Source organism: Frankia sp. EI5c (assembly GCF_001636565.1).
Lineage (GTDB): Bacteria > Actinomycetota > Actinomycetes > Frankiales > Frankiaceae > Parafrankia.
Genome location: NZ_LRTK01000028.1, coordinates 66,038 through 78,953, shown reverse-complemented (window position 1 = coordinate 78,953; position 12,916 = coordinate 66,038). Strand labels below are relative to the sequence as shown.

Below are 12,916 nucleotides of genomic sequence, written 5' to 3'. Positions count from 1 at the left end.
ACCAGACCACGTTGTGCCGATTGCCGGCCGGCGGCCGCACCGCGGCCGGGGGCGGCCAAATGGGCGGCCGGCCGGCTGGATCTCCCGTGGTTTCAGCGCCCGCCGGCTCCGCCGGCCATCCATTTTTCGACATCGTCGGCCGAACGCGGCAGCGCGGCCGACATGTTCCGACTTCCGTCCGCCGTCACCAGGATGTCGTCCTCTATCCGGACGCCGATCCCGCGCAGCTCCGGCGGAACGGTGAGGTCATCCGGCTGGAAGTAGAGCCCCGGCTCCACAGTCAGCACCATCCCCGCCTCAAGCGCGGCATCCCGGTATGTCTCGTCGCGGGCGTGCGCACAGTCGTGCACGTCCAGCCCGAGCATGTGTGACGTGGAGTGCAGGGTGTAACGCCGGTGCAGCCCGGCCCCCGGCGCCTTCGGATCCTCGCTGAGTGACTCGTCGGGGGAGACCGGCAGCAGTCCCCAGTCGTGCAGAGCCGCTGCGATCACGCGCATTGCGGCGCGATGCGGATCGAGGAAGGCCGCGCCCGGACGGACAGCCGCTATTCCGGCCTGCTGTGCCTGGAACACGACGTCGTGGACCTGCCGCTGCAGGGGGCTGAAGCTCCCGCTCACCGGCAGGGCCCGCGTCACGTCGGCGGTGTACAGCGAGCGGCCCTCCACCCCCATGTCGAGAAGTGCCAGGTCACCGGGCCGCACCGGACCGTCGTCCCGCACCCAGTGCAGCGTCGTGGCGTGCGGCCCGCAGGCCACGATGGATCCGTATCCGACGTCGTTGCCGTCGACCCTGGCCCGCCGCCAGAAGGTTCCCTCCAGCCAGCGCTCGCCGTTGGGCAGGGTCGCCGCGCGGCCGAACTCGTTCATGCACTCGGTGAAGCCGACAATGGTCGCGGCGACCGCCTCGTCCAGCCGGGCGATCTCGAAATCATCCTTGACCAGTCGGAGTTCGGACAACGTCTGGGCGAACACGGCATCCCGGTCGNCGGATGATCCGCCCGGTGCCCAGCGGCTCACCGCCCGGTCCACCCGGGTGTCCAGACCGCGCAACACTCTTGTCCTGGCGGGTGCCAGGCGGGCGAGGGCCTCTGGCAGTTCTGGCAACGGCCGACATTCGATGTCGAGCGCCGCCGTGGTCTCCCGGACCCCGGGGCGGGGGCCGACCCACAGTTCACCGTAACGGCGATCTGTGTAGAACGCGGAGCTGGAGCGGTCGGAACGGTCCGCGAGATAGAGCACGGCGTCGTGGTCACCAGCCGCGTTGGGCTGCAGGATCAGGACGGCGTCAGGTTCGTGACATCCGGTGAGCCAGAAGAAGTCACTGCCCGGGCGAAACGGGTAATCGGTGTCGTTCGCCCGCACATGGAGCCCGCCGCTGGGTACGACCAGGGTGTCCGAAGGGAATCTTGTGGCGAGAAGTGACCGTCGTTTGGTGGTGTAGGGAGCGCACTCGTCACGCGGCGCGACGGTCTCACCCACCGGGGCCCAGCCGCCTGCCATGAAACGCCTGAACGCCGCGTGGGGTTCCTCGTCGTGATTGGCCTGCCCGCTCCTGCCCGGTTCGTCCGCGGCGCGTTCCTCAGCCGTCGGGCGGGCAGTGTCCCCGGCCAGAGCCGCCGGGGCCGGGTCTATCTCCGTCACCCCGGGTGCCTGAGTTGTCCCGGGCAGCGGTCCGGATGATTCCTGATCAGATCCGGTGGAGATTTTCGGCGGCGTGGCGGTGGTGGGCGCGGCCGGTGTCGTGTTGTCCGCCGGATGCGTGCCCGGTTCCACTTCCAGGCGGTGCGAAGCAAGCGAGCTCCGCGGTAGGAGGTGGTCGCTCCCGCCGCCCGGGACCGGTTCCGTGACGGGATGTGAAGATGGTGTTTGGTGGGACTGGGCGCTCATACCGTTAACGGTAGGCCGCGGGCACCATGGTCGGGTAGCGGCACTCGCCGTGGCGACCGCCGTCGGCGGCGTCGGCGGATCTTCTCATCCTCGATCTCGGCCGGCTTTCGGCCGCCTTCCCTTAGCGCCGATGACGCGTGCCGGGGCCGATGGTCGGTCATCACCGGTGAAGCTTCGCGGGCGGGCGCCTCCCGGGTACCGCGGTCCGTTCACGGCCGGCCGGCCCACTTACTCCCGGATGGTCGGCCGCGGCCGGCAATCCGTCGTTCCGGATCTCGTGGTTGCGACGGACCGTGACCTTATGTCGCGGATCGTCGATCGGGTGGGTGTTCCGGCGGGAGAAGTATCGGCCTGCTGTGATGGGTCGGCTGGCGTTCGGGNGGGTCGGGTGGTGCCGGGCAATCCCGCCGCGAATTTGGCGACCATGTCCGGACCCCGGGCAGGTCGATGAGGTTACGGGCCCATCCGGTCCGCGACTGCTTCGCGCAAGAGAACCGAGTATGGCGTCCATCACGGGCTGTCCGGACGGACGGCCAAACACAGAGTTCCGGTTGCGGATCCCACCGCGGACGGCAGCGCATTCGGCGTCAGTCGCTATCGCGGTCCGCGGCCGACGTGTCACCCGAGTAGGGTGATCCGTCCTGATATTGCCACGTTCGGTCTGATCGTTCGTCCCGCCGGCGGGCCGTGTTGGCATATCTCCGGCTGTGTCTCCTACCACGACCGGCGAGCAATCCCGCGCGGAGGTTGCGGAAATCCGTGGCCCGCGTGTGATCCGCTCCCGGGCTGGTTTGCGCATCACGAGGACCGCGGGGACCACCTTTCCGCCGGGCGGGGGCGGATCGGCGCGTTGGTACGGCTCCGTCAGTCGCCGGCGGAGCAGCTGTCCCCCGGGCTCGGCGCAGTCGCGGCGGCAGCCCTCGGTACCGCCGGGATGGATGGTCGGAGCCGGCAGATGGGATACGGGCGGGTGGGATAGCGGCAGGGGGTTAGCGGCAGGGGGTTAGCGGCCGGGAATGTCGGCGGTCGGCGGAGGCCGGCAGATGGTGGATGTCGGCAGTTGGGGCGTGGTGTGACCGGATGCAGACAGAGATGCGGTTACAACGGTGCATGCCCGCCGAACACAGGTAGAACAGTGTGGGGCCCGGAACCCGCTCGGCCGCTCGCCGTGGCTGGTGGGGTGAACGGGCAGGCGCCCGGCGGCGCGAGTTCGCCGGGTCCGCACGGGGCGGCGACCTTCGTCCTGGCGGGTGAGCGAGGGGACGTTGCCATGGCCTGGCCTCCGAACGATGGCGATCAGGGCGGCCGGGACCCACGCGACCGCCGCCGTCCGCCGCGGTATCCGGAGCAGGGCCAGGGGCAGGGCCGCCCTGGGCAGCGCTCGGGCCAGGGCCGGCAGGTTCCCGGTCGCCCCGATCCGCCGCCGGGTGGTGCGCGGCGACCGTCCGGGGGCGGAGAGAACTGGCCCGCCGGCGGCTGGCCGCGCCGCGATCCCGGATCGGCCGCGCCGAGGGCGGTCCCGCCGACCCGCCGGCTGCCGCCGAACCCGCCGAACCCGCCGAACCCGTCGAACGCCCCGGGACAGGGACCAGGGCGGCAGCCGCTCCGGCCCGGCCTGGGCGGTGGGCCTCCCGGGCCGCCGCGCGCCGCCGACCGGGGGGAGGCGCGGCGCGGCCCGTCCGATCCCTACGGGCGGCCGGCTCCCTACGGCCGCCCTGATCAGTACGGTCGCCCCGACCCCTACGGCCCGTCCGAGCAGTACGAGGCCGAGCCCGGTGAGGACCCGCGCCGCCCGGTCAGTGGGTTGCGCCGCACCATCACCGCCTGCGCGGCCCTCGTCTCGATCGTCGTGCTGCTGATCGCGACCACCGGTTGGGCTGTGTTGCGGCACTACAACGGCAAGGTGGGCCACATCGAGCTCACGTTCTCGGATGCCGCGGCGCGGCCCGCCGCGGCCGGCGGCGGTACCCAGAACATCCTGCTCGTCGGCTCAGACAGCCGGGAGGGCACCGAGGGCGAGTTCGGCGAGACCGAGGGGCAACGCTCGGACACGACGATCCTGGCCCACCTCGACGCCGACGGCTCGACGACCCTGGTTTCGTTCCCTCGGGACCTGTGGGTCCAGATCCNCGCCTACACCGGCGCCGACGGCGCGGAACACGCGGCGCAGAAGTCCAAGCTCAACGCGGCCTTCGCCTATGGCGGCCCGTCCCTGCTGGTCCGCACGATCGAGACGCTCACCAACATCCGGATCGACCACTATCTCCAGATCGACTTCGTGGGCTTCCAGGCGATGACCGACGCGCTGGGCGGGGTCACGGTCTGCGTGAAGGAGCTGCCGGCCGAGCTGAAGGCGCGTGGCCTGGACAACCTCAACGACCGCTACTCCGGCTGGCACGGCCAGGTCGGCGACAACACCCTGGACGGCGGGCAGGCGCTGGCCTTCGTCCGGCAGCGCTACGGCCTCCCCGAGGGGGACATCGACCGTATTCGCCGCCAGCAGCAGTTCCTCGGGGTGATCTTCCGGGAGGTCGCGTCGGCCGGCACCCTGCTCAATCCGGGGCGGCTGCTCGACGTCGTCGGTGCGGCGACGTCCGCGCTGACGCTGGACCAGAACACGTCCCTGACCGACCTGCGCGGACTGGCGGTACGGATGCAGGGCATCAGCAGCGGCGGGGTGGCCTTCAAAACGGTTCCCGCCACCCCGTCGACGGTGGGCCAGCAGTCGGTGCTGCTCGCGAAGGACGACGAGCTGGCCGTTCTGCTCGACGAGCTCGGTGGGTCCCGGCCGAACGGCGCGGTCGGGCTGGGGCGCGTCCCCACCGCGGCACCAGTCGTCTCGGCCGCGGCCCCGGTCGTCTCCGCTGTCAGTTCGCTCGCCGGCTCCTCGACGGTCACGGGCGGTGCGCTGTCCGGTGGTGCGCTGTCCGGTGGTGCGCTGTCCGCCGAGGCGGTGTCCGGGAGTCCTTCAGGTGGGCTCACGCTGGCCCAGGCTGGCCCGCCCACTCCGTCCGAAGCGGCTGGCTGCACCTACTGAGCCCGCCGCCGGGGCCGCTACTGAGCTGGTGGCTCCGGGTGGGAGCGCCGGCGGTGCTCGCCGGGCCGACGAGGCTGCCGTTCGTCCATCGCGGCGTTCAGCTCGGCGCCCAGCAGCACCGCGAGGGCGGTGATGTAGAAGAACAGCAGGGCGGCGACCGGCGCGGCCAGCGAGCCGTAGACGAGCTCGTTGCTGAACACCAGCTCCAGGTACATCCGGAGCAGGTAGCTGCCCACCAGCCACAGGAACAGCGCGAGCGCGGCGCCGGGCAGCGCCCGGCGCCAGGGCCGACGGACCGGCAGTGCCAGGTGGTACAGCGTGGTGAGCATCGACAGCGCCACGACGCCCACCACCGGCCAGAAGAGGTCCTTCAGGAGCTCGTCGACAAGCGGGTGCCGACTGGAGTCCAACAGGTCGGAGAGGATGCCGGGCCCGAGCACGAGCGCGGGCAGCAGGATGACGCCGGTGGCGACCTGGGCCAGGAACAGCCCGAGCGCGACCAGCCGGCTGCGGACGGCGGAGCGGAAGTCGCGCTGACCGTAGGCGATGGTGATCGTGTTGACGTAGGTCGCCATGGCGGTGGACCCGGTCCACAGCGACAGCAGGAAGCCGATGGAGATCACGTCCGGCCGGCCGCGGGAGAGGATCTCGTCGATCGTCGGCCGGACGGTGCCATCGACCACCGAGGTCGTCAGCAGGTTGTCGGCACCGTCGAGGATGCTCTGCCGGACGTTGTCGACGGCGTCACCGCCCAGGATGTCGCCGACGTAGCCGATCGTTCCGAGCAGCGCGAGCAGCAGCGGCGGCATCGACAGCAGCTGCCAGAAACCGGCCTCGGCCGCGAGCCCGAGGACGCGATGTCGCCAGGCGTTCGCCATGGTCGTCCGTACCAGGCGCAGCGCCCCCCACGGAATCCACGACCGGGGCTTCAACAACCGCAGGACGAGGTCACGCACCGCCTCGGCGCGGTTCGGCGCGCCCGGGCGGAGGAACAGCCGCAGCCAGCCGGCGGCACGCATCGCCTGCCTGGTCGCCGACCGGGCGCCGCTCCGAAGAAACCGAAGCCCACCTGCCGGGGAGGCGAGAACGGGAACCGGTTCGTTCCCCGAGGAGGACACGTGCTTACCGTATGACTACCCGCCCGGGTGGATGGTGAGGGCACCTGTGTGCCCGTTCACCAGCGGCGGTACCGCGTACTTGCCCGGTACGGCGTGGCCGGCACTCGGACGTCGCCCGGCCTGGTTGCCACGACACCAGGCCGGACGTGAGTCGGGGGCATGCCATGGCCCATGGCATGCCCCCGGTTGCCCGATGTGTCAGGAGACGCTCAGCTTGTCGGTCTCGTCGTGGTACTCGACCGCGACCGAGCGGAGCTTGGAGTCGTGCGACTTCGCGTGGTGGCGGCAGAACAGCAGGTCTCCGCCGCCAGGCAGAACGACCCGGACGTACGCCTGTGCGCCGCACCTGTCGCAACGGTCGAGGTTGGTCAGCGTCGGCTTCGTGGTAGTCCCTGTCACACCTTCTCCAACTGTGTTGAGCGGCCAGACGTTCCGCCTGACCATGTGACGGTTTACTCACAGCCGGCTCTCTCGGCGTCGTTGCATCCAGAGCGGCCTCCGCCNCCGGTACCTCCTCGCGGTGAACCGGTGGCGGCCTTCGTCCTCGGCGTCCGCCGTCAGGGCCGACGAGCGCCGAACACGATGTCGTCCCATGCTGGCACCGACTTGCGTCCGCGTCGACCGCCTGCGGGACGTTCGCTTCCACGACCTGTCCCGCCCTGGCGTCCGCGGTTACCCGTGGCAGCCGCCTGGTTGCTCTTAGATGACTTTGGCGTGCCTTCCGTGGTGTTTTCGTCCGTGGGGCTCACATCGGCCTCGGCGGCGAGCGTGTCGGAGGTCTCGTCCCCGGCCGCGTTCTTCGGGTCGCCGGTGCTGGCCACAGTCCTGCCAGCCGGCTCGCTGGCCGGTGGGCCGCTGGCTGCCGACGCAGCGCCGGCGGAGGCCGCCGCGGGGGTTCCGGGGGGCACCGGCCGGCCGGTCGCGGCGCGGGCGGCCGCAGACCGGCGGGGAGCCGTGCCGCGCCCGGTGACCTCGGCCTGGCCGGCTGCCGGAGCGTCGGCGGGAGACTCGACGCCCGGAACCGCCGTGACCGGTGAGGTGGCGGCCCGGCGGGCGCTGGCCGCCGCGGCTGCGGGCCGCCGCGGCGTTCGCCGCGCCGGCTCGGTCTCACGCGCCGGCTCGGTCTCGCCGGGCGCCTCGGTCCTGCCGGGAAGTCCGGTCACGCGGGGCTGGTCGGCACCCTGGGTGGACTCGCGGTCGCGGGCCGGCGCGGCGGAGCTGGCCGCGCGCGTCCGGTCCGCGGGCTCCGCGTCTGCCCAGGCGCCCGCGGGCTGCTCCGCGCCGAGGTCGTCGGCGTAGTCGCCCTCGGACGTCACGGCGCCGTTCTCGATGGCGCCCGGAGCGCCGGTGGCGGCGCCGGGGCCGGCGTCGGGGCCGGGCAGCGGCCCCGCGGTACCGAAGTCGTCGGCGGTGTCCGCAGCCTGGGTACCGGCGTGGTCGGCCGGTGTCTCGTCATGGCTCGGTGCGGCGTGACTCGGTGCCGTGTAGCGCGGGTCTGCCTCGGCCCCGTACCAGGTCGTGTGCGGGCCCGCCGCACGGTTGCCCGCCTCGGCCGGCTGCCGGACGTCCACCCGCTCGTCGGCGTGCGCGGGCCGGTGGCGTTCTGCCGCGGGCAGGTGGTGTTCTGCCGCGGGCAGGTGTTCCGGCGCCGGCAGGCTGTCCGCCGGCGGAACCGCACGGTCGCGGGAGCCGAACCGGCCGGTGGGCGGGGCCACGCGCCGGCCCTGCCCCGGCCGGGTGGCGGGAACTCCCGGGGCCCCGGGCCACGGCGTCGCGCCACCGCGGCGAGCGGCGGGCGCCTGGCGGTGCGCCGGAGCCGGGGCGGCCGGGTAGTCGTCCTGCCCGGGGCCGGGCTGCGCGGCGGCGCCGGGGGGGTAGCTGTCGGCGGCGCGATCGGATCGGACCCCGTCGGCGGGCGGGTATCCGGCCGGCGAGTGGCCGGCGCCCGCTGCCCCGGGGGCGCCGGGCGCGCCGCCGTCGGGCCGGCCGACCGCTGCGGCGGGGTGGCTGGTGGCCCCGGCACGGCCCTGGTCGTATTCCTGCCGCTCGTACCCGGCAGTGTCGCGACCGGCGGCCGCCTCCCGCCCGGCGGCGCCGTAGCCGTTGTCCTCCGCCCCCGGCAGGTGGCGGCCCGCCGCCTGCCCGGGCTCGTCGGCGGCGGCCGGTCCGTACCCGGACAGGCTCCCGGCACCGGTCGGCAGGTACCCCGCCGCGTTCCCGGCGGCCGCGGCGGGCAGGACGGCGGGAGGCGCGGCGGGAGGCGCGGCGGGCGCGGGTGGCTGGGCGAAGCCGGCGGACCCGTTCACCGCCCCCGGATATGGAGGGGCGGCCCCCTGGTCGTGCACCAGGGTGAGCGCCGGGCCGCTGGTGCGGGTCGGCGGCTGCGAAGGCGGTTCGGCGGACTCGGGCGCGACCAGCGCCCGGGCCGCGTCGTCGTGCGGACGCACCCGGCGGACCACCGGATCCCACGTCCAGCGGGCGCAGCGGCTGTCCGAGGTGAGCTGGACCAGCCAGATCCCGTCCACGCGCCGCCAGGCGTCCCACTGCGCGGACTCCGGGTCGTCCTGGACGCTGAGCAGACGCGCGTCGACGACCTCGCCGAGGGGCCGGCCCGGGATGCCACCCGGGTCCTTGGGAAGCAGCGCAGCCCGGGCCTCCTGGACCACGCGGGCGCGCTCGGCGAGCACCGGGCCCTCGTAACGCTCGACCCGCTCGACGGGGATGCCGGCGGCGCGGGCGACGTCCGCCGCGGTCTCGCCGGCGCGCAGCCGGGCCTGGATCTCGCGGGGGGTCAACGCGCTCTCCGCGCGTACTTCACTACGTCGGGCCCCGCGCAGGGCGGCCCGAAGTCGATCGTCCACCGGGACGCGGAACTGCTCCGCGTCCGAACGCCCCGCTGCATCGGCGAGTACGAGATAGCCGCCGTCCTCGCTGAGTGCGACCGCCCGCAGCTCGCGCATGGCGCCTTCTCCTCCCGTCGATCTCCTGCCGTGGGGCCGGCGCGGCGCACACACCGTGCCGGGCACCCGCACGGGGCCGAGCATCCGGTGTGCCCCGCGGGACACCCTGAGGGCGCACCGGCGCGTGGAGTGCGCGCGAAAACCGCCTCGCCGCCATGCGTCCCGGTAGATGACAGCCTGCCATTGATGGCGCCAGACGGTCGCATTGCGGCCGTCGACACGCACAGTCTGACTCTCGCTGAAGGTTCTGGACACGTCGGGGGCCTGTCCCGGGCACCGATGTGACGCATCACCGTCCGCGATCCCACCCGACCGGGTGGACCGATCGGGCGGGGGGGGCGGGCATCGCGCCCGGGTCGCCCCCCGCCCGCCCGGGCCGCCCCCGCCCGCGCTGGCCGCGCGGGTCCGCGCTGGCCGTGCTCCGTCGCCGCGTGGGCCTGTGCCCGCGAACGCGTCCATGGCCCTTTCGGGGGAGAACTTCGGTGCCCTCAGGGGACGTCGGCAGGACGCGGACGTCGGCAGGACGCGGACGTCGGCAGGGCGCGGTGTGCCCGTCGGCCGCCTGCCGCCCGGGGGTCGTCAGGGGCGCCTGCCGCCCGGGGGCCTGGTCGCCGGGCCGCGGCGGCGGGCGGGGCGGGGGGCCGGGCGGGGGCGGGTCTGGTCGCCGGCGGCGACCAGCGCGGCACCGATGATGCCCGCCTCGTTCAGCAACTGCGCCGGTACGACCTTGGTCCGAAGCTCCAGGTGGTCGAAGAACTTCTCGGCCTTCCGGCTCGCTCCGCCGCCAATGATGATCAGGTCGGGCCAGAGTAGGTCCTCAAGCCTGGTCAGGTAGCGGTTGACCCGCTTCGCCCACTTCTCCCAGGAGAGGTCCTCGCGCTCCCGGGCGGCCTCGGATGCCTTCGTCTCGGCGTCATGGCCGTGGATCTCCAGATGCCCCAGCTCCGTGTTCGGGACCAGCTGGCCATGGAGGAACAGCGCCGTCCCGATGCCGGTGCCGAAGGTCGTCATGATCACGAGGCCGGACGATTCGCGGCCGGCCCCGAAAGCCATCTCGGCGACCCCGGCGGCGTCCGCGTCGTTGGCGACGGCGACCTCCGAGCCACCGAGCGCCGGGCCGAGTGCCGAGGACAACACGGCGGACACATCAGTGCCCACCCAGCCCTGATCGACATTCGCCGCGGTGTGCGCGACGCCGGACTTGATCACAGCGGGGAAGGTGGCGCCCACCGGGCCGGTCCACTCGAAGTGCGCGACCACCTCCGCCACGGTCCGCGCGACCGACTCCGGGTCCGCCGGCTGCGGCGTGGGGATCCGGAACCGCGGGGCCGCCAGCGAACCGTCCTCGATGTCGACCGGGGCCCCCTTGATTCCGGTCCCACCGATGTCGACCCCGAAGACCTGCATCTACCCCGTCCTCTCCGCAATGTCTCGCTATGCGTTCTGCCGCCGCGCGCCGCCCGGCCGATGCCTTGCCGCCGGGCTGTGCGCCGCCCGGCCGGTGCCGCCCGGCCGGTGCCGCCCCGCCCGCCGGTGGCCGACTCGGGCGCCGCCGGGCGCTCCACCTTGGGCCAGCCTTGCCGGTACCTGCTGTAGTTTCGCAGGCCGCCACGACGACGTGGCAGTGACGGGCGCTTTCGGCGGTGACGGTCGTTCATAGCGGAGTGGGTCGGTCGGGGATACCGGCCGGCGGCCGACAGTGGTATCGGGGCCGCGCGACCGGTGGCGGCACCCGTGGTGGGCGGGATGCGGGGCAAACGCGTGTGCCGCCTGCCACGGGCACCTAGTCTGGCCCAATGCGGCTGACCGACTCCTACGGGCGGGTTGCGACCGACCTGCGGGTGTCGCTGACCGACCGGTGCAATCTCAGGTGCACCTACTGCATGCCGGCGGAAGGGCTCGACTGGCTGNCCGGTCCGCAGATCCTCACCGACGACGAGGTCCTGCGCCTGGTCGGCCTCGCGGTGACCCGGCTCGGCGTGACGGAGGTCCGGCTGACCGGGGGGGAGCCCACCCTGCGCCCCGGCCTCGTCCACCTGGTCGAGCGGATGTCGGCGCTCGTCCCGCGGCCGGAGATCTCGCTCACGACGAACGGCCTACGGCTCACCGGCCTCGCCGGCGACCTCGCCGCCGCCGGTCTCGACCGGGTCAACATCTCGCTGGACACCCTGGACCCCGAGCGCTTCGCCCGGATGACCCGGCGTGACCGGCTGGCGGACGTCCTGGCTGGTCTGGCCGCCGCTGCCGAGGCCGGCCTCACCCCCGTCAAGGTCAACGCGGTGCTGCTCCGCGGGCTGAACGACGACGAGGCGGCACCGCTGCTGCGCTGGTGCCTGGAACACGGGTACGAGCTGCGGTTCATCGAGCAGATGCCGCTGGACGCCCAGCACGGCTGGCGGCGTGCCGAAATGATCACGGCGGGCGAGATCATGACCAGTCTCCAGGAGGAGTTCGCCCTGGAGCCGGTGCCCGGCCGGGGAAGCGCGCCCGCCGAGCTGTTCCTGGTCGACGGCGGTCCCGGCACCGTCGGCGTGATCGGCTCGGTGTCCGCGCCGTTCTGCGCGGCCTGCGACCGGGTCCGGCTCACCGCCGACGGCCAGGTCCGCAACTGCCTGTTCGCGCGGGACGAGTCCGACCTGCGCGGACCGCTGCGCGCCGGTGCCGACGACGACGAACTGGCGCGCCGATGGGCGCAGGCGGTCTGGGTCAAGCGCGCTGGTCACGGCATCGACGCGCCCGGATTCCGCCAGCCGGACCGGCCGATGTCGGCCATCGGGGGATGAGCTTCCCAGCGCCGCCCCGGCACGAAGGCGGCCCGGGTGTCGGCGGCCCGGGTGTCGGTGGCCCGGATGTCGGTGCCGTCGGGGAAGGCGCCGTCGGGGAAGGCGCCGTCGTGGGAGCTTCGTGGGACGCGCTCGTCCTCGCGGGTGGCGGATCCCGGCGAATGGGCGGAGACGACAAGATCACACTGCGCGTCGGCGGCGTGCGGCTGCTGGATCGGGTGCTCGGCGCGGTCGAGGCGGCCGGCTCGGTGGGTCGGATCATCGCCGTCGGCCCGCCGCGGGCACCGGCTCCGGGCGCGCGACCGCTCCGGTGGACCCGTGAGGACCCGCCGGGCGGTGGGCCCGTCGCCGCGATCGCGGCAGGCCTTCGCCTGGTCGCGGCGCCGCTCGTCGTCGTGCTGGCGGCGGACCTGCCCTTCCTCGGTGCGGTGGAGATCCGCGGCCTGCTGAGGCGGGTGCGGGTGCCGGGGGCGGAGGTCGTCCTGCTGAGTGATCCGTCCGGACGTCCGCAGTACCTGGCGGCGGCGTGGCACACCGCCGCGCTGCGCGCGCGGCTGCCGGTCGACCCCGCGGGCTGTGCGGTGCGGTCGTTGCTGGCCGGCCGGGCGGTGCCCACGGTTCCCGCGAGTGCGCGTGCCTGCCTGGACTGCGATGATCCCGGCGGACTGGCCACCGCCCGGGCGCTGGATGCCGCGGCCGGGAGACCTTGACAGCCCCCGGATCCCACAGATTGGACATTGACCGGTGATCACCACGATGGAGCGGCGTTCCATCCCTGCCGTGAACGGCGGGGTCTGCACGCCGCGGATCCCATGACCGCGGGACAGCAGCCGAGCGCACCGGGAGAGTCGGGCGGGCCGGGCGAGGACATCCTGGGCGAGTGGCTGGAGCGGGTGTCGTCCGCACTGGAGCTGGCTCCCGGGAGCGTGGACGCCACGCTGGTGCTCGCCCTCGCCCGAGACGTGGCACATGGCGTGGCCCGTCCCGCGGCCCCGCTGACGGCCTTTCTGGCCGGTCTGGCGGCCGGCCGGGCCGGTGGGAGCGTCGCGGAGGTCCAGGCCGCCGTGGGCACGGTGCTGGGGCTGCTGCCCGGGTGGCGCGAGGAGGACGCTGCCGGTCGCGGTTGACCGGG

9 protein-coding genes and 3 pseudogenes are annotated in these 12,916 nt (G+C 73.7%); 6 read left to right on the top strand and 6 right to left on the bottom strand.

Annotated features, from left to right (window positions below; genetic code table 11):
- Positions 1-92: 92 nt before the first annotated feature.
- Both UG55_RS37270 and UG55_RS37265 read right to left on the bottom strand, forming a co-directional pair.
- Positions 93-984 (bottom strand): annotated as a pseudogene (locus UG55_RS37270) (M24B family metallopeptidase); the annotation flags it as partial.
- Position 985: 1 nt separating this feature from the next.
- Positions 986-1,499: aminopeptidase P N-terminal domain-containing protein (locus UG55_RS37265; protein WP_242424414.1), on the bottom strand; the 514-nt coding region annotated here is incomplete at its 3' end.
- A gap of 1,657 nt (positions 1,500-3,156) precedes the next feature.
- Here UG55_RS37265 and UG55_RS37260 point away from each other — a divergent pair.
- Positions 3,157-4,015, top strand: a pseudogene (locus UG55_RS37260) (LCP family protein); the annotation flags it as partial.
- Position 4,016: 1 nt separating this feature from the next.
- Positions 4,017-4,923, top strand: a 907-nt coding sequence (locus UG55_RS14920) for an LCP family protein (RefSeq protein ID WP_242424413.1), incomplete at its 5' end; no start/stop codon positions are given.
- Positions 4,924-4,940: 17 nt separating this feature from the next.
- On the opposite strand, the gene UG55_RS14915 is transcribed toward UG55_RS14920, so the two are convergent.
- The 4 genes from UG55_RS14915 to ppgK all read right to left on the bottom strand — a co-directional run bounded on the left by UG55_RS14915 (position 4,941) and on the right by ppgK (position 10,408).
- Entirely contained in the window at positions 4,941-6,041 is a 1,101-nt protein-coding gene (locus tag UG55_RS14915) for a YihY/virulence factor BrkB family protein (protein WP_066068663.1), read from the bottom strand.
- Between the two features lie 198 nt (positions 6,042-6,239).
- The gene (locus UG55_RS14910; protein ID WP_066068660.1) at positions 6,240-6,440 is read right to left on the bottom strand and encodes a hypothetical protein; all 201 of its coding nucleotides are present in this window, start codon (positions 6,438-6,440) and stop codon (positions 6,240-6,242) included.
- Positions 6,441-6,598: 158 nt separating this feature from the next.
- Complete coding sequence (gene sepH, locus UG55_RS14905) at positions 6,599-9,001, bottom strand: septation protein SepH (RefSeq protein WP_066068657.1); 2,403 nt, start codon at positions 8,999-9,001, stop codon at positions 6,599-6,601.
- 579 nt (positions 9,002-9,580) lie between these two features.
- Entirely contained in the window at positions 9,581-10,408 is an 828-nt protein-coding gene (gene ppgK, locus UG55_RS14900) for a polyphosphate--glucose phosphotransferase (RefSeq protein ID WP_066068655.1), read from the bottom strand.
- A 389-nt stretch (positions 10,409-10,797) separates the two neighbouring features.
- Between ppgK and UG55_RS37255 the strand changes: the two are divergent.
- From UG55_RS37255 to UG55_RS14885, 4 genes and pseudogenes are all read left to right on the top strand, one after another.
- Positions 10,798-10,911, top strand: a pseudogene (locus UG55_RS37255) (GTP 3',8-cyclase MoaA); the annotation flags it as partial.
- Between the two features lies 1 nt (position 10,912).
- Positions 10,913-11,784: GTP 3',8-cyclase MoaA (gene moaA, locus UG55_RS14895; RefSeq protein ID WP_242424412.1), on the top strand; the 872-nt coding region annotated here is incomplete at its 5' end.
- A complete protein-coding gene (locus tag UG55_RS14890; RefSeq protein WP_083986815.1) occupies positions 11,781-12,494 on the top strand; it encodes a molybdenum cofactor guanylyltransferase in 714 nt (237 codons plus the stop codon). The genes moaA and UG55_RS14890, both read left to right, overlap by 4 nt.
- Before the next feature lie 102 nt (positions 12,495-12,596).
- The gene (locus UG55_RS14885; RefSeq protein ID WP_066068804.1) at positions 12,597-12,911 is read left to right on the top strand and encodes a DUF6457 domain-containing protein; all 315 of its coding nucleotides are present in this window, start codon (positions 12,597-12,599) and stop codon (positions 12,909-12,911) included.
- Positions 12,912-12,916 lie beyond the last annotated feature (5 nt).